General features: G+C 51.1%; 18 protein-coding genes and 2 pseudogenes. 11 read left to right on the top strand and 9 right to left on the bottom strand.

Annotated elements, in window-relative coordinates; all coding sequences use genetic code 11:
• The 4 genes and pseudogenes from CRN80_RS16455 to CRN80_RS32150 all read right to left on the bottom strand — a co-directional run bounded on the left by CRN80_RS16455 (position 1) and on the right by CRN80_RS32150 (position 2,266).
• Positions 1 to 573: a DUF1788 domain-containing protein gene (locus CRN80_RS16455; RefSeq protein WP_073638088.1), complete on the bottom strand. Its 573-nt coding sequence runs from the start codon at positions 571 to 573 to the stop codon at positions 1 to 3.
• Positions 570 to 1,367 (bottom strand): DUF1819 family protein, encoded by a 798-nt coding sequence (locus CRN80_RS16450; protein ID WP_098950595.1) that lies wholly within the window; start codon positions 1,365 to 1,367, stop codon positions 570 to 572. The genes CRN80_RS16455 and CRN80_RS16450 overlap by 4 nt, the downstream gene beginning before the upstream one ends.
• Positions 1,303 to 2,054, bottom strand: a pseudogene (locus tag CRN80_RS32155) (ADP-ribosylglycohydrolase family protein). The gene CRN80_RS16450 and the pseudogene CRN80_RS32155 overlap by 65 nt, the downstream one beginning before the upstream one ends.
• On the bottom strand, positions 2,054 to 2,266 hold the full coding sequence (locus CRN80_RS32150; RefSeq protein WP_371861767.1) for a hypothetical protein: 213 nt from the start codon (positions 2,264 to 2,266) through the stop codon (positions 2,054 to 2,056). Before CRN80_RS32150 ends, CRN80_RS32155 begins: the two are co-directional and overlap by 1 nt.
• A 65-nt stretch (positions 2,267 to 2,331) precedes the next feature.
• Between CRN80_RS32150 and CRN80_RS16440 the strand changes: the two are divergent.
• Positions 2,332 to 2,577, top strand: a pseudogene (locus CRN80_RS16440) (WYL domain-containing protein); the annotation flags it as partial.
• A 314-nt stretch (positions 2,578 to 2,891) separates the two neighbouring features.
• On the opposite strand, the gene CRN80_RS16435 reads toward CRN80_RS16440, so the two are convergent.
• Positions 2,892 to 3,890 (bottom strand): hypothetical protein, encoded by a 999-nt coding sequence (locus CRN80_RS16435; RefSeq protein WP_098950594.1) that lies wholly within the window; start codon positions 3,888 to 3,890, stop codon positions 2,892 to 2,894.
• Complete coding sequence (locus CRN80_RS16430; RefSeq protein ID WP_256588485.1) at positions 3,890 to 5,455, bottom strand: hypothetical protein; 1,566 nt, start codon at positions 5,453 to 5,455, stop codon at positions 3,890 to 3,892. Before CRN80_RS16430 ends, CRN80_RS16435 begins: the two co-directional genes overlap by 1 nt.
• A 1,140-nt stretch (positions 5,456 to 6,595) precedes the next feature.
• On the opposite strand from CRN80_RS16430, the gene CRN80_RS16425 reads away from it, so the two are divergent.
• The 8 genes from CRN80_RS16425 (at position 6,596) to CRN80_RS16395 (ending at position 15,016) form a co-directional block, all read left to right on the top strand.
• Entirely contained in the window at positions 6,596 to 6,988 is a 393-nt protein-coding gene (locus tag CRN80_RS16425) for a hypothetical protein (protein WP_098950593.1), read from the top strand.
• A 38-nt stretch (positions 6,989 to 7,026) separates the two neighbouring features.
• On the top strand, positions 7,027 to 8,406 hold the full coding sequence (locus CRN80_RS16420; RefSeq protein ID WP_098950592.1) for a relaxase/mobilization nuclease domain-containing protein: 1,380 nt from the start codon (positions 7,027 to 7,029) through the stop codon (positions 8,404 to 8,406).
• Positions 8,407 to 8,495: 89 nt separating this feature from the next.
• Complete coding sequence (locus CRN80_RS16415) at positions 8,496 to 9,200, top strand: hypothetical protein (protein ID WP_098950591.1); 705 nt, start codon at positions 8,496 to 8,498, stop codon at positions 9,198 to 9,200.
• Positions 9,201 to 9,326: 126 nt separating this feature from the next.
• A complete protein-coding gene (locus tag CRN80_RS30715; protein ID WP_138183534.1) occupies positions 9,327 to 9,569 on the top strand; it encodes a hypothetical protein in 243 nt (80 codons plus the stop codon).
• Between the two features lie 347 nt (positions 9,570 to 9,916).
• Complete coding sequence (locus CRN80_RS16410) at positions 9,917 to 10,189, top strand: hypothetical protein (protein ID WP_098950590.1); 273 nt, start codon at positions 9,917 to 9,919, stop codon at positions 10,187 to 10,189.
• Between the two features lie 1,693 nt (positions 10,190 to 11,882).
• The gene (locus tag CRN80_RS16405; protein WP_098950589.1) at positions 11,883 to 13,031 is read left to right on the top strand and encodes a hypothetical protein; all 1,149 of its coding nucleotides are present in this window, start codon (positions 11,883 to 11,885) and stop codon (positions 13,029 to 13,031) included.
• 174 nt (positions 13,032 to 13,205) lie between these two features.
• Positions 13,206 to 13,772 carry a hypothetical protein gene (locus tag CRN80_RS16400; RefSeq protein ID WP_138183533.1) on the top strand — a complete coding sequence of 189 codons (567 nt, stop codon included), beginning with the start codon at positions 13,206 to 13,208 and terminating at the stop codon, positions 13,770 to 13,772.
• Between the two features lie 2 nt (positions 13,773 to 13,774).
• Positions 13,775 to 15,016: a PD-(D/E)XK nuclease family protein gene (locus CRN80_RS16395; RefSeq protein WP_098950587.1), complete on the top strand. Its 1,242-nt coding sequence runs from the start codon at positions 13,775 to 13,777 to the stop codon at positions 15,014 to 15,016.
• Positions 15,017 to 15,791: 775 nt separating this feature from the next.
• Here the strand turns inward: CRN80_RS16395 and CRN80_RS16390 are convergent.
• Positions 15,792 to 16,349, bottom strand: a complete 558-nt coding sequence (locus CRN80_RS16390; RefSeq protein WP_098950586.1) for a hypothetical protein — start codon at positions 16,347 to 16,349, stop codon at positions 15,792 to 15,794.
• A 136-nt stretch (positions 16,350 to 16,485) separates the two neighbouring features.
• Between CRN80_RS16390 and CRN80_RS16385 the strand changes: the two genes are divergently transcribed.
• Complete coding sequence (locus tag CRN80_RS16385) at positions 16,486 to 16,764, top strand: helix-turn-helix domain-containing protein (protein ID WP_178081022.1); 279 nt, start codon at positions 16,486 to 16,488, stop codon at positions 16,762 to 16,764.
• 812 nt (positions 16,765 to 17,576) lie between these two features.
• Here CRN80_RS16385 and CRN80_RS16380 read toward each other — a convergent pair.
• Positions 17,577 to 19,337, bottom strand: a complete 1,761-nt coding sequence (locus CRN80_RS16380) for a UvrD-helicase domain-containing protein (protein ID WP_098950584.1) — start codon at positions 19,335 to 19,337, stop codon at positions 17,577 to 17,579.
• A gap of 395 nt (positions 19,338 to 19,732) precedes the next feature.
• Between CRN80_RS16380 and CRN80_RS16375 the strand changes: the two genes are divergently transcribed.
• Positions 19,733 to 20,263: a glyoxalase superfamily protein gene (locus CRN80_RS16375; protein WP_065874734.1), complete on the top strand. Its 531-nt coding sequence runs from the start codon at positions 19,733 to 19,735 to the stop codon at positions 20,261 to 20,263.
• An 83-nt stretch (positions 20,264 to 20,346) separates the two neighbouring features.
• Here the strand turns inward: CRN80_RS16375 and CRN80_RS16370 are convergent, their stop codons facing one another.
• Positions 20,347 to 21,873, bottom strand: coding sequence for an IS66 family transposase (locus CRN80_RS16370; RefSeq protein WP_098950583.1), 1,527 nt, complete (start codon positions 21,871 to 21,873; stop codon positions 20,347 to 20,349).
• Positions 21,874 to 21,915 lie beyond the last annotated feature (42 nt).

Here is a 21,915-nt window from a genome sequence, read left to right as displayed (position 1 = left end):
TCAGCTCACCAGACGGAAAGCACGGTAGTAGGGTTTTTCGCCTAACTGACAAAACAGCTGGAGTGCTTGACCGTCGTATCGCCCTGGGTAGAACAACACCAAGGGGGTCTGTCCCATGAACGGTTGCAGGTTGTTTAGCAAGTTATGGGTGCGTACTAGCGGGTAAGCGCTACCAACCCCGGTGACCATGATCAGTCCGTATTCTGTGGGTGGATAGCGTCCGACCAACTCTTTTGCGATCTTGCCGGCATCCAGCGGAGCTTTCAGGGCTTTAAACAACGCCTCGTCGCCCTTCGTGGCTTGTCGCTCAATGGATTTTTCAAGCAGGTTTCGGCCGCTCAACATCTCTAGTACTAACTCGAAGAGGTTGACGCACGCGACCTTTAGATCTGGACGACGTTTAGGAATAGCGCCCTGGAGAAACTGCACGTGCTCCCGAACCTTAAGTTCCTCCTGCGGGGGATAGTCGAACGCGTAAAAAGGAACCTCATTACCCAAACCCTGCCCTCCAAGAAAATCGTCGGAAGTGAGGCGGTCCAGAATTTTGTTCAGCCGTTCGTCAAGATTGTTCACGGGCACACCTGGAGACAGTCAAGCACGTATCGTTCGTCGTGCTGATGTAAAAAATGGGAAACAGCAGGCTCAATATGTTGACTGCGCAGCCGCAGGCTACGAGTGTCCTCAATGAAACCGGCCTCAGCAAGCATTCTCATGGCATTTTGCCTCAGCTTGACTTGTGTTGCAGCGCTGAAGGTCGGAGCGTCGAGGTCGACTTGGAGACGGTCCTCTAAAAATGCATTCCAATGGCGCGGTTCAAGGTGCGTAGAAAAACGTCGGAACTGGTCACGCACCACGGTGCGCAGAAAGTCCCCCAGCAACGGAGAAAACTTCACGGTAGCAGCGAGCACCGCCTGCGTAGCGACTGGGAGGCTCTCGTCTCGCACCAGCGCCCATAAATCAGGATGCATAGTCTCCAATCTAGAGCGAGCCGTGCCCGCATAGGTCATGGCCGTCTTCGCAGTTCGCTTCTGCAAGACGTTCAGCTCGACTATCTGCCTCTGCCACTCCTGCTTACTGATCCCCTCTAAAAGCATCGCAGCAACGACACGGGTCTCAGGAACGATGAGGGAACACCGAGTGAAGCTGTTTAGGGATTTAATGCTCATAAATGACTTTGATTCTGCGACAGCTACAAGAACTGTATTTTGACGGTCAGGAGCCAGCAGCGCCAGCGAGAAGGTGACTCGGTCTTCAAAAAATGATCCCGGAGTCAGTCGCACCTTATGCACCTGGGTAGTCCGCTTAGATTTCACCATCAGCGGCACCACCGCAACCCGAGTATTCTCGCTGCATGCGGTCAATACCATGGGCAATTTTCTCTGTCCCGCTGCGCAATTCCTGCCCCTCATACCAGCGGGCCGGAATTGCGGCGGCACCGTACCGCCCCCCTAACAAGTGCCCTGTAATGAGACCGATACTGCCACTATCGCCGCTGTGATTTACTGCACCGATGACCGCTTGCTCAAAGGATGTCGCGGTCAGAGCGCACCACACTCCGATGGCCAAGGCTTGCTCAGCGATCCATCCACCTCCGAACTCATAAATGCTTTCTGGCGTTGCGCGGTAGCCTTCGTAAAAGAAAAAGAGAGCGCGCTCCAAGACGACGCGCAACTCTTCCATGCCAGGTTTGTTACCGCGGACTGCCAAGCTTTCCGCCAGCGCATGTTCAAGCCCGTCTTGCCGGTCTGCCATACACTGAAGGATGTCGGCAAACAAGCCTGCGGCCAAGTAGCCCGTTGGATGCCCGTGAGTGAGGCGTCCGGACGAGACGCGGCGGCGTACTCAAACGCGTTGCCGAAGAAAGCGCAGGGGGCAGCACGCATCACCGCACCACAGTCTTTGCTATTGTTTTCTGCAAGAAAACCGAGACGCTGGCTGGCTTTTAGCGCAATAACGCATGTGTTGCCGGGCGCACGACGTGACCACAAATCCCGATCTTGGACGAGCCATCCATCAGCGCTAACGCCCGTAACCGGTTGATGGTTTTGCGTCATCAACCACCGCACAAAACGTGATGAATGATGCTCGGTACATGACATATTCCCCTTGAACTGCCGCGAACATATGCACGCAGTAATCCTTCGGCGGTGAAGAGCATCATTTGAGTGCTGTCAGTTACGCCGCCTGTGATGCCGTAGGACCGAGTAAAATCGGAGATGCCGCTCGAGACCGCAGTCCGTTTGAGGCCTCTAACGGGCGCGCCCAATGAGTCCCCTACGCGGTCAGCCGGAGTTTGAGCGGCAATCCAATAATCTAATAGCCGACGATCACGACCGGAATACCGAGGTGGCCGTGGTCATTGGACCTGACTCACGCCTTAAGCCCGAGCAGAAAGCTATCATCGAAGCAGACTTCGCCATGGTTAACGGTGCGTTGGTAATCCCGACTCGTCGCGCGCTGATCAAATACGTGTTGCAGCGTTTTAAAATCGATCCAAAAAAGCTCCACCCAAAGGCATCGGCGCAGCAGATTGTGGTGGAGAACTTAGACGAGCTGAAGCCTTGGCTGTATGAGTAAATTCGTTGCCCATACCACACGGCTTGCCTGTGGGGTATTTCCGCGAAGCGGGTTCTTAATCGCAAATACCCGCTTCGCGAAAAGGAGCCAGCCTCAGCCCTCTTGAAAGGTAGAGAGCGATGGATCATTGAAGTGACGCTTCACGAAATGATAATAAGTGGTTGACGCGCTCAATAGCCGATACCCGAAAATCGCTTGCAGCGAACCCTGTCTTTGGAACTTTTCATGCCATCCGGCGAGCCAGCACGTTTCTTCGTGCATTCCCCCACATAATCCGACTTTAGTGAAGGCGGAAGAAAAATGGCACAACAACACTAAAGCACTCCGGCGAGCCACAAACCAGTGATACCTACACTAATAACCGCAACAGTGCCGGCGGCATATATTCCCCGCATCAACTTGGCCTGCCCTGCCTGCAAAACATTGATGGCTGCTGAGGTTTTCTCCGTTTGTGCTTCCAGCGCTTGTCTAAGCGAGTGGATTTCCAGCACGCGTTGTCGATCAAGGTGTTGACCGTCCTCCAAGGCTTGGAGGATCTGTTTGATAGCCATATCCTGGCTTTGGTCCACCGTTGATTTTTCTTCCAAGAGTTTGTCGATGGAGGCCAGTCGGTCTGCTTTGCTGGCGAGTAGCTTGTCTATGGACGATAGGCGTTCGGATTTTGTCTCAAGCAGTTTGTCGATAGACGCCAGGCGTTCGGTTTTCGACTCCAGAACAGAGTGGATTTGGCCGATTTCCTTACTCTGCTTGGCTGCCAGTGCGGTCTTATGGGTCAGTACACTTTTGATGTTATCGATGTCTTGGCGACTCTGCTGGAGGACTTCGGCCTTCGCGATAAAGTCATTTTTTAGGTTGTCGATGTCCTGCTTGTTTAGATCGATCCGGGTCTGGGTAGACTTGGAGCCTTCAGCTATCTTGCAGAAAATATCGTGTGCCCTGCCTGCAAATTGCTGTCCGGTTTCAGAAAGCTCTTGGAAGCGACCCTCGCTGTCGGTCCAGCCGGTCTTGGCGCGCTGTTCCAACTCACCGATCACCGCCGCCAGAAACGAGTAGCTCATAGTGTTGAGCGTAATGATTTCTTGAATCAGGCCAAGCATCAGCTCGTTAATCTTATTCTGCGACTTGGAAATTTCGATCAGATCGGTCTTTGAGCTGGCGAACATACTTTTGATCATGCCGCGCTGTTCGATAGCTCCGGTTTTATCGGTAGACTCGGAGATGCTTCGTTCAATGTCCTTGATCACATTCAGCAGGTCGGAGGCGATTCCCGCTGGTGTCATTTCCTTCTCAACGACAAGCTCTTGAGTACTCATTAAAATAACTCCAATAGATCATCCAGGCTATCAACCGCCTTGCGGTACTCAGCGGCTTTGGTGGTGGTTACGGCCTTCATAGCCCGGACTTCGAACCAATCCTCAGCGAAGGTAACGCGTAACATTTCAGTGGTTACGATGACATGCCGATATGCACAGTCGAGCATGAACATTGACTGTTTGATTTTTAGCAGTCCGACTGCTTGTCCTCGGTGGACATCGGCAAGTTGTTTGTTTTGAAAGGCAATGGAGTCCCGCAGGCGGTTGAAGGCCATAACGGTGAAGAGTGTCAGTGCGCCAGTGATAACTCCGGTAATCACCGGGGAAATAGTCCCGGCGAAGGGCAGGAGCACCGGAATAGCTTCCAGTGCTTTCTGAATCACTTCTTCCAGCGCTATACCTACGCAAAGAGCAATTGAAGACGCGAGGATCTTGGCAACCTCGACAGCGATATCTTTAGCCTCTGTGCCCGGCGGCGGCATCATGATCAACTTAACTGCGCGGACGATTGAAAGCACTGCTTCGCGTATCATCCGTACCAGATTTTTCGCGGTAGTAATGAAAGAGTTGATGATCAACGTCACAAATGTCGACAGAAAACCGCTGATCCCGGCACTCGCCCCCTCTTCCAGATAGTCCGCCCACTTCACCTTTATCCGCTCGTAGGTCGCCTGGATGCGCTCCTTGACGAGTTGCATAAGTGGCTTGGCTTCGGCGAGTCCTTTGTTTACAAGATAGCGAATATCTTGGACTAACCCCTCGATCAGGTCCTTGAGCAGCAGACCAAGGATCTGCCTGATCACCAACTTGCCCGACGCCTTGGCACCCTCGACTAAAAACTCGCCGGATTGCTTACTAAAAAGCGCACTGTTCTGGGTGCTGCCTACTGCCTTGGTTGCTTTCTTGTATTTCTTGAGGAGGGTCTGCTCATCCACTTCAAAGTACTCGGCGTTGGTTTTGCTCGGATCTTTACTACTAGGTAAAGCAGCCCACTCCAACAGATCCTTCTCGCCTTTGGAGCAATTCATGTTGAATGCAGTCAACACTACGTTGTCATCAAGGGTGGCGGTCGCAACTCGCTCTTCGCGGGTTTGCCCAAGCTGTCCTTTGGCCGAGCGCTCGATGCTGCTGGCGCTGACGACGTGATCACGAGCGTCCATACGAGGCCCCTCAGGAATCTCACTCGCAACTTTGTAGCCATCATAGAACTTGCCATCCGCACTGCGCATGTCGTCATGCGCAGCATTCAGCGCAGCGTCATAGTCCTTGCGTTCGAAGCTCTTTTCGTTTGCTTGTTTCCAGGAAGCATGGCGAGCATCATCGGCATCGTTCGCGGCAATGCCTTTCTCAAAATTCTGCAACGTTGTGATCGCACCGCCATCGCGGTCATCGAACATCGCTCTGGTCAGTCCAAATGGCCCCATGAGCTGGTCGATCATCATGTTCTGGAACTCGTCGATGAAACGAGTCTGCTGATGCTGCTGGGGGGCGTCGTTGATCTCTTCGATCAAGGATTGAATCTGATCATCGATTACAATTACCAGATCGCCGGAAATCGGTTGCATAGCATTGCCTCAAGTGCCGTGGCCAGGCGAATTGAATCGCAAGGTGGTCCAGTGGATACGCGTCTAGGATCAGCGGAATGAGGCCTGAGGCTCTCCTTCCATGGATGCAGGTTTCAGCAGTACCCGGATTTAACGGCAGCACTTGCAAGATCTTTAGCTCGCATTAAATTTGAAACGATGCCCAAAAATGCGTCGACAGGGTGGGCTGTAGGCCTTACGTGGTGGTGAGAAGCCCTCTCTAAGTCCTCTCCATCCTACCCGTCCGGCCAATTCATCTATACGATTGGAGGGTTTGTTGGAAACTACGGCTATGCGAGCTGAATCCCGACCGCTGCGCGAAAATACCCAGCGAGGAGCGGTCGTTACCAGTGCCCTTTCTATCAAATGACCGACCGGGCGCCAGCTACGACGAAGTATGATTAACGAAAATTATGAACTCCCGGTGTTTGAAATCAAGTTTCGCTGACCAATCGCCAGCGAAACTACCAGTCTTCCCCGGTGCCAGCCATCTATTAAAGCAACAGGATTGTTGCAATTCAATATTAACACAGTTTGTCTGCCCAACAATTAATCTAAACCCTTTAAATATTTTTCACGTTTTTTTTTAAAATATCTACCAATTGCCCCCCTATTACGCAATCCGGCCGCTGGGAAAATTCCGCGTAGCGGGTCACGTCACTCCTAGCTTGCTTAGAAAACTTCAATTGCAAAAAAGGAAGACTCGTTTGTTGCCCGAAGCCAATAAAACAATAATAGCCACCGACATCCACCAATCCATTTAAACTGTGAAGTCTAAACCTAATAGTCCAAGCCTGTAGAAAAAAGTACGAGATTGCCACAGCTAAAACACTTTAAACAACAGAAACCTACTTAGCAAAAAGATAAACACAACCCTAATCTTCACAACACTCGCAAGCAATCGTAACAAGGACCAATCCCCTTGGGAGTAACCAATGATCACATTATATATAAATACCCAAAAGCACATCACCACAGTCAAAAAATTAAATGTATAATTAGATAAAGATATTTTAAGCAAGCTATGTTTCGAGCTTCAAAAATAAATTTTTGGTGCATGAAACGGCTAGTGCTCAAAATCTTCGATTTCTGCGCATTTATAATAACAACAAGAGAAAAAGCATGATCATCGATCTGACCAAGAAACAAAATGGCCGACCAAAAAAGGCGGACACGGAAAAAGCATCGCGACGTATCACAATGCATCTCAATGAACGAGAATTCGAGCAAGTTAACCTTAAGGCTAAAATGAACAAATACAAAAGCCTTTCTCGCTTCGCCAAAGATTATACCTTTGACAAACTAGAGAGGAATACGGGGTACGAGCGATATATCATTCACGAGATAGAATCTCGAAATGATTACATAGAAGCTTTACTAAGCAAAATTGAAAATTTGAGACTACTCAGCCTAAACGTTCGACTCCCCGCTGAACTGACCACCAGCTTATCAGCACTTGAACACTTTGCAATCGGAGGAAAAGCTTTTAAACCTGCCACCCCCAAAAAACTGTAAAGAATCACAAACAACAATAATAATAATGAGCATATATTATGATTTACAAAAAAGCCCACACATTCCAATCTTGCGAAACACTTATACGCTACATCTTTGCAGCAAACACTAAAGAGATCGACAAACGACCGTTCATAGAATACCTCGGTGGAAGCGCCGTTAGTGGTTCCCCGTTCAAAGGATACAGAGGCGATATTAGAGTTGTTGATACCAGAGAATTAGAGGACGAGTTCAATATACAAATACAACGCTATCACGGCAATGGGGAAAAGCTTATAGAACATCACGTGCTATCTCTACCCGCCCAAGACCAACTCACAGATACTGAGTTTGAATCGCTCACGAGGGAATTCCTGGAGGGCATGGGGGTCGATAATAGCATGATGTGGGTTGCAGCTTGCCATAACGACACTGATCATAGCCATGTCCATATCGCACTGTGCCGAGTCCAATTACGATTCGAAGATAGCAGCTTAGCATCCCATTATGGACTCTTAGCCAACAAGAACGATTTCGAGCGCGGCATGGAGATTGTACGAGTCCTAGAGCAAAAGTATGAGCTAACGCCGACTCTTTCTCCTGGAGACAATGTAAATAACAAAAACCAAGCGTCAATCATTCGTGCAATCGCTAAAAGCATTCTGTCCAGCCATCCTGAAACGGTAAGTGACTTCTTACATGCAATGGCAAAGCGCGGCGTGCAGATAAAGCCCGTGCTCACTACCACAGGAGAAATTAAGGGTCTCAGCTATAAGCTTAACTCTGAGGACGGCAGATGGATAAGCGGAAGTAAGATCATGTCAACCGTGCTAACGTTCGGGGCCCTGTGTGGAAGACTAAACTACTCCCCAGCTCGCGATGAAGCCACCCTGGGACTCGGTGCGAACCCTACGCTCCCAGCGGTATCGAAGTTTGAGCGGGATGTAAAAACTGTAAGCGTCGGCATAATGACCTCAGTAACCCATCTGTCAAATCAAGCTCGCGAATTCATTAATCGAAATAATCGAGAAGGTGTAATTTCCATAGAAACCGATAATAATTATAAAATCGGCTTCAAATTTAACTTTAACTTTACCCCCCCAACCCGCCCCAATGGCAAGAACGAAATGAAGACCTGGGAAACCATTGTCAATCTTGGCACCAAAAACATGCTACGCCTTTTGCAAAAGCATTTTCAGACGCCGATATTCAAAATATTCTTACTACCACCGAATAATATCAAGCCATCAGGTACTATCTCGATTCAAAACCTGACGATAGAAAACCTAGAAGAAAAACTGAATAAGACTCAAATGTATTTTCGCGATAACGGCCTTGTTGAAGCCTTGGATAGAATAGGATTACTAGTACACCCACAACGCTCACTACCCATCGAAAAAGCACAATTTCAAAACCACATTGCAACTCACGAGAATTGAAAATAATACTTTCAAACAGAAAACATTAACTCCAACTTCAAGCGTATATGTTACAATTGAAAAATAAAAAACAATAAAAAGGCACGCGTATGTATATAAAGCTCACCCAAAATTGCGACCGCTGCATAGTTCTCAAAACCGTCAGCTCAAGCATTGTTGCTTATGACGAAAAAAGCAACCTCATAAAAGGAGCCAGGAAAAACTCTACGGTTAAAATTGCTGAATTTAGTCACGAACAAAAAATCGAGCATTGCGAAATACCTCCTGATGACGCCGAGAGATTCACAAATTGGCGAGAAGAGCAAATTCGTCTCATACATATTGCGCTTCTAAGCAACGCTTCAGAGGGAATGCACGGAGGTATACCTCAAGCAAAAACCAAATCAACGATGGGTAAATCTCAAACTAAGATCGGTGAGTTTAGCGGCGTGATACTAGGTGGAATTTTAATAAACCCTGGTACCCAACTCACTCCAGAACCCGATCTAGACAGAGAAGGCCTCGAAAACATTTTGATTGCAACGAACGAAGTAAAGTCTGACTTATTTAACATGTGCAAACGCATACTGTATACAATTCATACCAGCGGAAAAAAATTCTGTAGCGCCGAAGATGCCCGAGAGATGCTTGTAGCTCACTCTGCGCTTGGCTGTGCATTAGATAGCCGGGGTATAGGGTATGTCATCAAAAAAGATGACTCCGCGCAAATCCCTTCCCCCGCCGACCAAGGGACAACCCTGTTCAATAAAATCAAAAAAGAGGTGCAGTTGATCAGGTCATCCGCTAGGTTGTGATCAGACGTCACTCCAGTATTTATTTAGTCGATACGCAGCTGATCAAGCAGCCTGGGCCTACAGACCTGATATCGTCGAAAATCCGAGACCTCCCCTTCAGTCGGTATTTAACGGAGCTAACCTGCAATGCGAAATCAGATTGATCAGGACGCTAAGAATGGTCCGGAACGTCCACATGGGTTCGATACCTGCGCTCACCTGAAGGCCAAAAACCAGGCTGAGCTGGCTGAGCAACGCGTAATTTCGGCATCAAAAATTGAAGGCTTATCGCTAGAGGAGCGCGAGGCTTTTGAAAAGCGATTCGGTGATGCTGCAAAGAAAATTGCGGCTCAATTTGGTCGAAGTAGTCGTTATGTCTCTCCTCAATGAGGAACCTTATCAGCGCCTATGCTTACACAATAGCTCGGGTTGCTTGAGCTTGCTAAGGGCTGCCGTGAGCCCCCCCCCCCCCGCCCCCGACCTCATGTTCATCGAAAGTATGTGCCATCTTTTATTTGGAGAACAAAGTGGAGTATGAGTCCCATCAAGCTGAGCAACTCATTACCCCCCCCATAGAAACCTCACACGCGACTCATATTAATTTCCCATCATAATTTTATGACTACACACTATAAAAATCATCAAAGATAAAAATACTTTAAAGCGCTTATTTTGATTGGTAACCACATTCAGTTTTCGATATAGTACGTTCAGGTTATTTATCGAGTCCCAAATTTATGAGTTACTTATTTGCTGGCAACAGCCTGGAAGGCTGTTTGGAAATTCTTGCTGAAAAAGACTGGTGCGCGCGTCATGTTGCCGACTTCCTAGTCACTGAATTACCAGAGCGCATGCCTCTTGACACTGCCGCTTCCCATATTACTGAATACTACGGAACTGGTATCCCCGAAGACGCGAGGACAGCTATAGATTGGAGAGCTGTGGAGGTCTACGTTGAAGCGTGGCTCGAAGATTTTTTCGCCCAGCGCGGGGAAAAACGGGATTATTGAATTATCGATCGGCGTGACAAGTGCATTAGGAAAGTGTGCACACCGGAGAAACTGCAATTATCGCTGGGAACAAAAGCTTTGGATTAGCATAGGCTAGAAGGGTAGCGCTGAATGCAGCCAGCTTAGTTATGTGAGAGTGATGTGCCGTTTAGAGACCCGTGCGATCCGGAACTAAAAAATAGGTTGCAAGGCATGCCCGCGATTAGCAATCGCCCAGATGACAATGTAAGTTGGATATATCGATCCACTGCAATCCTCCAGCGAGCTTTAGGCAGAATTGAGCATTTTCCCAACATCGTTGTGGAGCTGAGGAGCGTAAACCATAGACATATACGAACGAGCGCGGCCTTAACCGCGCCACCTTGGCGACTAGATCCTCAATCCGTAGAAAGCGCGATCTGCGTGCGTAACCACATTTCCATCGCAACGAGGGCGCTGCCACCCTTCCAACAGAGCCTGATTATTCTCAACCGAACGCTCAAGTCGTATGGCCTCACTGCCATATCGAATGGCGCACTCACATCCGGAGACCAGCGTTATGATCGCGCGCCTCCGTCGACGCGCTGTGGAGATGAGTGGCGGGTTCTGATTCCTGATACAGACACCTCTAAGTCCTTCAATACGGGTGTAAAGGCTGACTACTCACTGAGTGCTTGGAGCCGATCTAGTATCTATCAGAACTGTCGGGCGATGGTGGCACCGATGCACCCAGATCCCCAATTGCAAAGTGCGAATTTTGCACAATGCTAATCACCCATCCCTAGATTTGTGGGTAGCGGGACTCGGTCCTGACATCTTTCGACTCGGAGCCCTCTCACGGCCCTGAGCCACCGTGACGTAACGCTTTTTTTTCTCGTAACACTTCTACGTTACGTAAAAAAAATGCGTTACGGTCGGTAAAATTCTTTTTTGTATAACGCATGGACCTCACCAGTCGCTTTCATCGGACTAGACCAGCACTCTGGGTATCCTTGACCGGCAGAAGTCGGTCAGACGCGGTTCCTAACGCCATTCATGGACAGGTACTCGCCTACAAAATGAAGCGGGTTATGAAGATCCTCGGCGCCAGCAGCTTAATGAAAGCGTAGTCGGCCTAAATGGCTTGGCTTCTTTGCTTACCTGGCAGGCTTGAAGCCTCGCTGATGCCTCCACGACCATAGTGACGACCCGTAGGGCTTAACGCGAGCTGCAACTCGGCTAACAGCCGTCGGCGCTGCGCGCCGACATTACACGCGCGCATTTTTTCACACTCTGGGCCGACAGCTGCCCGCGATGATAGGCGGCAGATAGAGAGACGCTGATGCTCGCCGGTAAGCACTATTGCTCGACCATCGGCATTGAGACGTTTGGCAAATACTATGGGAATCCGCGTAATTTCGTGGTGTCGGTGAAGCGAGTATTTAGTCGTGGGGCCGGGCGCTAACCGCTAGAAGACTCGCAAGGCAATTGGCATCTGAAATCTAGGGGTTAGCCGCGATGAGCATGTCAGTACGTTGCGTACGACTTATCCAGTAGCGAGTGATAAGAGGCTTGTCTTGCAGCAGCAAACTTAACCCTACTCAGATCTCCCAGTACGGATGGCAAAATTAATCGGCCGATACATCCAGCTAGCGCGATGTTGGCAGTTTGCCCAGCCTGCTGGCATGCTCTCGACGATTTGTCGGTAAACAGCATTGAGGCAGGGAGAGCGACTGTGGGTTTAGAGAGCAAGGCAAAGGCAGCTCAACTGAGTATTCTGAGCAAATATGGTGTATTGGCAGACTTTACCGACGTGGAAGAGGTGGTGCTTGACCGTGCCCTGAAGGGCCGCTTGTCTGCGAGCGCGTCGAAGGACCTGACCTTCGCTCACTGGTGTGACCAGTTGCTGGGGCCGGGCGAGCGGCTTCCGGTTGCCCGTTTTGATAATCCAGTTCCGGGGCAAATCCGACTGGGCAAGCTCGCGGTGGGGCAAGACCTCGCCGCCAGCATCAAGTCTCGCGACCGGCAGTTGCAAGCTAGGCTCAAGGCGTCAGAGCAGGAAGTCATACGATTGCAAGGCGAATTGCAGGAACTGCGGCAAATCAAACCTCCTGTGGCATTGATGGAGCCGGTTGGCGAGGACGCGCGGAGGTTGAAATACTGGTATCACGAAACAACCGGTTACTTGCATAACATCCTCTGGGAGATCAAGGAAGTTGACGGTCACATCTTCGACCATCAAGGTCAACTCAACCGGGATTACCGTCAGCAACTGGTCGAAATTATTCTGCGAGCACTGAACGGCTTGGCCGCACTCGGCTTTTTTATCAAGGCTGAGTTGTGCGACGCGTCATCCAAAGAGCCTGTTTTGCCATCCATGATGTTGCATCACAGTCCGGCAGATCCTGATGAAGCACATCGACTGGAGGGCTTTGCCTTTGTCGTAGAGGACGTACAGCCCGATGTGCTGATGGCAGCCAGTGAGTGTCTTTTTCTGGGACGGGCTCTACCCGAAATCGACAAACAACACCGCTTCAATTGTCATGTCAACGTCTCCTGGCGCCACGTGCTTGAGTTGGACGAAGACGAACTGTTTCATCTGTCTTGCTTCCTGCATAAGTTGTTTGAAGCATTGGCCAGATCGAATGACGGGCGGCCGAGGGGGGCATTGCGAGAGGCGGCGATCCTTTGCCTGGTGCTTTCCAGCACCGCACCCTGCATGCCCACGCGGTTACAGCAAGTGCAAGCGCTGGGCTTGCAGGATACGTTTTACCCGGGGTACAGGCCGTACACAACAGTCTCATCGAAGGCTGACACAGATGTATCCGCTGGAAAAATTATCGAGCACCTGTTCCATACCTTGCATGCACTTGTTATGCGCTGACGTAAGCCTTGATTTGCTATGGGATATGCAGGATCTGTGACCGGTAGCTACGGGGCGAATAGCGGCAACGGCGCACTGAGACTGATACACCCTTACCCTCCAGCGACATGGAGGACACCACCATGCACACGCACTCTTGGGTGCCTCTTTGTGCTCAGAACTTGGGAGCGACCTTTGGAAAGACTTGAAGCGGCTTTGAAGCAACTGGTAAGTGCTCATTCAAAACTGACTGAAAATGCGCCAATTACTGCACTTGCCCAACACTTGCGAGAAACCCAAAAAACGCTTGATCTCGGTGAGGATGTTGAGCTTCCTGTCCTGCCTACAAAGCCTGGGATTTATTACTTCGAAGCGAAATTTAAGTTTTCCACAGCAGCGGAACTTGGCGAATTTGGTGAGCTATGGGGAACAATACGGGCCAAAGCGCATGACGAAAAAATCCCTCGTTATTACCCGAGCCGGGCGAAGCATCACTTAGTGGCATTGGCGGCAGGCAAACCGATTCCATTTTATTTAGGGAAGCGAGTGTCGATAGCTGATCGAATCAAAAATCACGTCGAATCGCTCCTGGAGTCCGGAACGTATGCACTTAAACTTCGGGCAAGACCGCACTTAATTCGCGACGTGGAAATTACATATAGTTATCTGAGTTTCGAGGCGCCGCCGACCTCTTACTTCGGGGTTGGGTTAATCGAGTCTGAACTACGAAAAATACTGAATCCGATTCTGGGGAAACAGTGAGCATGGAGAAAGTACAACTGTTGTTGAATCAGGCCGGCAGCCTAGTGAGGGAGACGAACGCCAAACTCGCAGCAAGCGGTGAACTGTTCAACCTCTTCTCCATCACTCGAATCGAGCGGGCCGAGGTCAACACTCACTCGGCGATGATCGCAGAACTCTTGAGCCCAGAAGGCCGTCACGGTAAAGGTGTGTACTTCCTTGACCTGTTCCTGTCGACAACGGGTTTTGAACACGAATGCAGCCTCAGCGACGCCAGGGTGCAAAAGGAGCAGATTTTCGCGGGGTACGGTCGTGTGGATGTGGTGATTCACCTGAGAGATCATCTCATCCTGATCGAAAACAAGATCGACGCCCTTGACGGTAACCAGCAACTCAAGCGTTATGACGATATTGGCAAGGCCTCAGGCAAGCAGTGGCAGTTGTGGTACCTAACAAAGAAAGGCACGGAGGCGCACCCAAGCAGTCATTGCGGCGTGAGCTACCGTCGACTGTCGTACCAGGAACACATCCTCGACTGGCTTGAGCAGTGCGTCACCATCTCAAGCGCGACGCCGGCACTTCAGCATGCATTGATCCAGTACAAGAATCTGGTCCAAAAAATCACCGGGCGAGCCATGACCCATACCACACGCAATGCACTGATCGAACTTCTTATTGCCGACGACAATTTGCAGGCTGCCGAGGCCATCGCCCAGGCACTGCCCCATGCGAAGGGGACAGTATTGTTCGGCTTCTTTGATGCTGTGCGGCACGCATTATCAGAACGTTGTACGCTCATCTCATCCCCGATTGACTTTACCGGGCATGACAGTAGCGAGGCGAATTGCCGCAAGTGGTTCTTGCCCAAGGCATTGAGGTTGAAGCACGTGGGGCAGTTTTTCGACATTGGTGTCGAGGGAATGCTGCTACGAATCGAGGTTGCTACTGATGCGCTGCATTATGGCGTGGTGCCGGTCAGTAGCGGGAAACTGGCGAGCGATGGAGGATTGTTGGCGCAAACGCCACAATTGCCTTTGCACCTGATCTGGCGGAATTGGAATGCGTTCAATTGGTACTCATGCCTTTACCAGGACAACGTTGCCAGCAAAATGGACTGCTTGTCTGATCCCAGGGCATTGGTCACGGAGGTGCTGCGCACTGTCGAGCTGATCAAATCTGAGCTGTCTGGCCAGACTAAGTTGCAGTGTGCAAGTGTCAGTGCGACGCAACTACAAGCAATGCCAGTCAGTTGTCCGGGCCAGTGAGCACATGGCAAGCGTCGTCGAGCGTAGGGGTGTAGTACATAGTTGCTCCGGTAGTGGTTGGTGGTTGATGTGAACGCATCTTGCCAACCCGTTGTGGGAGTTTCGATCAGTCTGCTAGCAGATCCACCGTTTTAATTTCCGGGCAAAATGCGGCTCGATAGCGTTTCATTTTCCTGGCACTCGGCTGAGAGCCATGACGATGTGCTTAAGCTTCAAAGATGAAAGCCTGCGGCCCATTTGGACTGGCCAATGATGTCAGGGTCAAGCAGTGTCCCGAGGGTCTCGACCATTATCATTATGTGGTTACCGAACATCGCTCGGCTGAGAGGCTCGTGGCATCCGATCAGCCCAGACTCATACTCTGTTGCTTTGTGGTAGAGGAACGAGTCCGGGTTCAGCAGCGCTTTCTAACGATGTTTTTAGCGAAAATTTCGATCTGAATACCGTACTCTTCATCTCGCCCATCTCTTGAAAAATTGCCAACCCTGTAGCCGCAATTAGGTGTTGCAGGATGCACATCATCTACTCGCGATCAATGGTGTAAGAGGACGCACGAATACCCTGATCTGCATAGGCACGATATCCAGCTGCTCGCTGGTTTCTTCGTTGAACACATGCTAACGGCAACCACAGGCCCAGGTCAGTTCGAATTCGGAAAGTTCGTGGATGACTTCGAAACGCTCTTGTGTCTTGTGAGTAATATCGTGAATTATCCTGCATAACGACTGAGGTAAAATTCGTCGAGCCTACGTCGCTTTCATGTCCTAACAGATCGCTAATGCGTCACAAAGCGCACGCCATTTCGTTTCAAGGCTTCGATCAATCGTTCCGTACTTTCAACCTCGGGCGGCTGCGCGCTCGGATCCAGAACACGACGAATCGACGAAGAGTTCACCACAGCAGCAGGATCGGGCTGCTTGGGCGATCTCATCCGAAGGCCGCGAAGCTCCGGCAGCGGCGAATCAACAGCCTGGAGATCCATTATGAATCGAGGAGTTTGCGCTGGCGCGGGATTTAGACGCTCATTAATACGGAGGATGCTGCTGAAATAGATCCAACCGATCGGGCTGATAGAAAGAATGCCATACCGACTTCCCTGCTCTGTAACCACCCACATGCTCTCGCCACGGACCTCAATCTCAACCATTCGCGATGTCTCGATGCGATGACCGTCTGCGAATTTCCCGGAGGGTTCGGCTCGAATGTGCCGCCAAATTTCGCCCTTGACGCTTGGAGGATCTTCGACGTAAGCATTCGTGAGATAGCCGGTGAACGGCAGGTCGCCAGCGTCACTTTTTAGCCTCAGGATTGCGTCATTGATGTCGCCAATCATGAAATATCTCCACGTTTAGGTGCCCAGTATGTCGCAGAGAGGATACCAGCGATTCGATAAAAATGAATGGTATACAGTGTAGAAATTACCTCCAAGCAAATTTCTTATGTCCGGATTTGCTCGGGGTATTTTGAGGATGGACGTGAAGCTCGCTTTTGGTAAGGCCTTGAGACAGATACGAAAGGCCCGCGGAATGACACAAGAGGCGTTTGAGCCGGGCGTCGTAAGGACCTATATCAGCGCACTGGAAAGAGGAATCCACTCGCCAACTTTAGAACGCATCGTCGAATTGGCCGCGCTTCTAAACGTCTCCTCAGCAGCATTACTCACCCTCACAGCGTTTTACGAGCAGGACAACCAAGACTCTGCCAGCTTCCTGAGTGAGCTGTGTGAAGACGTTTGCAACTGGATCTGATCCAGCCTGAAGACGCGCAGCCCGTGCGAGCCCGAGCAGTGTAGCGATGAACCAAGAAGCCGTAGAGTCAAGGATGCGGTGCGGTGCCGTGGAAAGTTGCGTCGCTTTTCTGGCTTTTTTCGCATCCCAACAGGCGGCGTCATAAAAAAAGCAGGAGCCACCTACAAGCGCGCAGGCTGGACGATGTAGATCAACCGCCACCCGTGCATAACTATCAACAAGAAACGCTTTATAGGCCATATAAAAGCGTCACACCGCGACAAAACACGACACCCTCCTCATTCAACTGACAATTGCTTGCCGAAAGTCAAAGTCGAGCTTTGATACACAAACCAAAATACATACCCCACCCTCACATAAAAGTCAACACAGGGAGGTTAATTTTTCTCTTGACATACTGTATATATATACATAAAATACCTCTTAGAGGTCTTCCGCCGAACAACCCTGGTTACCTTCCGGCAAAGCCGGGTATGTGTTTTTGATTACAAATAATGCTTTATTAAGAATTTTTCTCATTATTCGTACCCTCGCCACTTCCATTGCCCAATCTGGTAGCCTGACAGCCTGAGCTAGACTGATCCGGCATACGCCTCACTGGCGGCACCCAAGCTGGTCTAGCTTCAGCCTTGAGAAAGACTGGCTGAAGCACCTTCCGCCTCATCAACATCGCTCTATGCGTCGGGACATCACGTTTTCCGTGATTGAACTGGTTGCCACTTCTACCGGAAGCTGCTCAATTCCACTTGGCCACTGCTTGGTCAAGCGAGTCAGCCCGTCATTCAGATATCTTTGTTTTTCAGTTGAGCCGATTATAGTTGCTGCCCTTTTAAGAGAGGACATACAGGCCACAGGGGATTAAGCAGTAGGAGGTGCGTTCGAGCACGCGTGATGCCCACTCGCAGGAGCCTTCGACTTTTGGGGTACGGCGGATCGTCGTCTCTCCACACAAAGGACGACCTCACTCCGTTGGCACTCCGCTTTGCTTCTCTAACTATGATCACACCGTCGAATTGCTTCCCCTTAGCCTTGTGGATATTCATTATCTGAAGACCAGGTATTGCTTCAACCCCATCAAGAATTTGTTCCTGCGCCAAAGCTTGATCGAGGGCACCCCGAGCATTGGTGTATTTCCCGTCGCGGATCCACTCCGCTGCCAATGCGGCAGAGATGCGGTGACCACGCCTGAAGGCCACAAGGTAGTCAAGCTGGTCCGCCACTCTGAGCAACTCGCTCTGGCCACTTCCCCGCAGCGCACCCTTCACCGCCAGCCAATCGTAAGCGGGATCTCCCGTGAACGGAGACTCAGATAGGGTCACCAGCACACCTCGCAATGCTTTTACGAGATTGATCTTCAACTGCTTTCCCTGCCTCATTTGCAGAGCCTGCGCTTTCAGCGTGGCAATAGCAGCTTTTGCCTGGCCCGTGGCATTACGGGCCGCAGCGATTAGATCCATGCTAGATGCTATGTCAAAGGCTTCGTTCTCTAATTTTTTTGGCTCTAGGAGAAAGGCAGCTAACCGTGCTGAAAGCAGAGATTCTGCTTCGTCAAAATGGAGCTTATGTTGAACGGCTTTGCCAACATTAGGCTCCAGTGCGTTGAGCGCATTAGACATCCTTAAAGCGCTGCGATTATTACCGACCAGGATGGCGATCGTGCCTGGCACGGCGCCGGCTTGCTCGATAATGGAGCCATACAGCTCCTTAAGAGCACGACGCAGCAAATGATTCCAATTAGGGGTGGGATTTTCTGGGCGGTACATTAACTGTGATACACCTTGATACGGCGCCCCACGAACGACGCCATTCAACGTGTCGTTCCCGAAGCAAAGTATCTCCGAATTCGGGCTACGGTGATTCTGCGCTCCCAAATCCACAGCAAAAGGCTGCAAAACCTGGCGAATCACGGAGATTCGTTCCGGTCCCACGCCAGGCAAGAAGTCAAAAATCTGTTGCTCTTGGTCAGCCAGGCACATCACCTGGGACCTCGCCGCGAGAAGCTGAATATTGCTCCACGCTGGCTCGCTGGTGTCCTGCGCCTCATCCACGATGATGAGTGGGTGCTTAGCAGCGACCGATTGAAGCAGGTAACTACTGCTCTTTAGCAAATCGCCTACGTTGGTAGCAAAAAGATCGAACGCGACCCTGCCCTCCTCCCTGAACAAGCGATCGCGCTCCACCAGCCAAGCAGGCCAACCTACATCATCATCGTCGATACCCGCCGATAGAGCTTTTTCATCTTGGGGAAGCAAGATAGATAGCTTAGTTGGAGCCCCAAGCAGGTAACCGTGCGCCTTAAGAATGGTCCAAAAAAATGAATGGAAGGTCTGGATTGAAAGGCAATCCTTTTCATGCGTCGTGTTCTCTAGCTTCGCCGCATCTGCGATCCTAGCCACAGCCGCACGTGAAAAACTGAGGAATAAGACGGACTGCCCTGGAAGCAATCCCTGCCTGATCCGGTGGACCGCTTTACGCAAAGCTAACGTAGTTTTGCCGCTTCCGGGGCCGCCTAATACTAAAATGTGCTTCTCGCAGGCGATAACTGTATCGCGCAAATCACGCGCTTCGGTCATATCGGATCATCCAACCAAGCATCATCAGGCTGCGATTCCTCTTCCGCTTCTACAGGACGAGGGAACAGTTTGTAGATACCAGCCAAGAAATCTTTAGTCGCTCCGGGCAGCTCCTCATATTCGCAGTCATTAAGTAAGCGAGCCGCCCATCCCGCGCCCTTGTTACTTCCAAGGTATGCGCCCGGTTAACCCACCTTGCGTGATTTTACGCGGCCTGCTGGCACAAACTTTCGCCTTTATTAGTGGTTGTGTATGATCAGGGCTGGCCGATGCTGCCAGCCGCTCGCTCCGTAAAGGAAAGGTGAAAGCATATTTATACAAACCACATCGTATCTCTCTTGATGGTCGAGGTTTGGCAAGGCGAGCACCAAAATGCTTCGACTCAAGGAGAAATAATGTCTTCAATCCAGAAAGCCAAACAGATGGCCAAGAGCCTGCGTGCTTCGTTGGAGAAGCGCAATCAGGAAGTGTCGCACTCCGTTGCACTCGAACTGGTGGCACAGCAACTGGGCTATAAGGACTGGAACGTAGCATCAGCGATGCTTCCGGATGAAAATCCTCAACCCGCTGTCACATTCGACAAAGCAATTCCCATATTGCGAATATTTGACGAAACCAAGGCCCGCGAGTTTTATTTTGATTTTCTGGGCTTCAGCGTCGAGTTTGAGCACCGATTCGAAGCGGATCTACCGCTGTATTTAGGGATCAATCGAAACGGGTTACAGCTCCACTTGTCCGAACATCATGGTGATGCCAGTCCAGGGTCGACGATATTTGTTCCGATGCAAAATATCGAAATGCTTCGTGATGAGCTACTTGGCAAACGGTACGGATACGGTCGTCCGGATATTGTCCAGCAGGGATGGGGGCAGGTTCTGGAGGTTTATGACCCTTTCGGTAATCGGATAAGATTCTGCCAAAGCTGAATCCGCTGGACGCTAGATTGGATCTGATCCGTCTCGGATCCTATAACTAGCGGAATAGCGCCTACCTAAATCCACTTCCGTGGTTAGGTAGGCGTCCACCCATGTGGCAACAACTGATCAACCTCACTCGCCCGTTGCGTCGGCAGGCGTGTAAGAACATCCTTCAGGTATGCATATGGATCATGCCCATTGAGCCGCGCAGACTGGATCAAACTCATGATCGCTGCGGCACGTTTGCCACTGCGTAGCGAGCCTGCGAACAACCAATTCGAGCGGCCAAGAGCCCACGGCCGGATTAGGTTCTCGATTTGATTGTTGTCGATGGGCACAGCACCATCTTCCAGGTAGCGCGTCAGCGCTATCCAGCGTTTGAGGCTGTAATCCAGAGCCTTGGCCGTAGCCGAACCCTCGGGCACAAGTTCGCGTTGGGCCAGCATCCACTCATGCAGTTTTTCGGCGATGGGCACCGCTGTTTCCTGGCGTAATCGCCAACGGTCTTCATCGCTCATTTCCTTGGCGTGTCGCTCGACTTCGTACAGCCCGCCAATCGAGTGAAGCGCCTGCTCCGCCAATTGGCTTTTATTGGCGACATGCAGGTCGAAGAACTTGCGGCGCGCATGGGCCATGCAGCCGATTTCGATGATGCCCAACTCGAAGCTGGCCTTGTAGCCGGCAAAGTCATCACAGACGAGCTTGCCGTTCCAGGTGCCCAGAAAGTTACGCGCATGTTCGCCAGCACGGCTGGGACTGAAGTCGTAGACCACGGCCTTTAAGGCCGAAAACGGCGTCGTGCTGTAGGCCCAGACATAGGCGCGGTGGGTTTTCTTCTCGCCCGGTGCCAGCATTGGTACCGGCGTTTCATCGGCGTGAACCACGCGCTGGGCCAGCACCACTTCGCGCAGTGCATCGACCAGCGGCTGAAGCTGCACTCCAGTTTGACCCACCCACTGCGCCAGTGTTGAGCGCGGGATAGCCAGGCCGGCACGGCCGAAGATCTTTTCCTGTCGATAGAGCGGCAGGTGATCGGCGAATTTGGCCACCATCACGTGGGCCAGCAGGCCCGCCGTGGGGATGCCCTTATCGATTACTTGCGGCGGCACCGGCGCCTGGATCAACGTTTCGCACTGCCGGCAGGCCCACTTCCCACGGACGTGATGTTCAACGGTGAACACGCCCGGCGTGTAGTCCAGCTTTTCGCTGACATCTTCACCGATGCGCTGAAGCTGGCAGCCGCACGCGCACTGAGTGCTGTCCGGTTCGTGATGGATCACAGTGCGAGGGAACTGCGGCGGCAGCGGCGCACGCTTGGGTTGCTGGCGTGGTTCTGTCTCTGCGGGCGCTGGATGAAGGGCTTTTAACTCGGCCTCGATGGCTTCGAGGTCGGTATTGAGCAGGTCATCAAGTAAGCTGCCTTGCGCCGGGCTGATCTGCTCGCTGCGCTTGGCGAACTTGTGCCGTTTGAGGATGGCGATCTCGTGAGTGAGCTGTTCAATGATCGTTTCATCACGATGGATCTTTCGGCCCATGGTGTCGACCTTGGACATCAACTGCGCAGCCAGTGCGCGCAGTTGTTCGGGAGTCATTTGGTCGAGATCGGGCAAGGAAGTCATGCCGTGGATTTTACCAAAGCCGTCCGAGTGCTAAAGCTGAAA

Origin of the sequence: Pseudomonas sp. FDAARGOS_380 (genome assembly GCF_002591235.1) — a bacterium.
GTDB classification, from domain to species: Bacteria; Pseudomonadota; Gammaproteobacteria; order Pseudomonadales; family Pseudomonadaceae; genus Aquipseudomonas; species Aquipseudomonas salmasensis.
The sequence above is the reverse complement of the archived record's forward strand: the minus strand, read 5'-3'. Positions and strand labels throughout refer to the sequence as shown.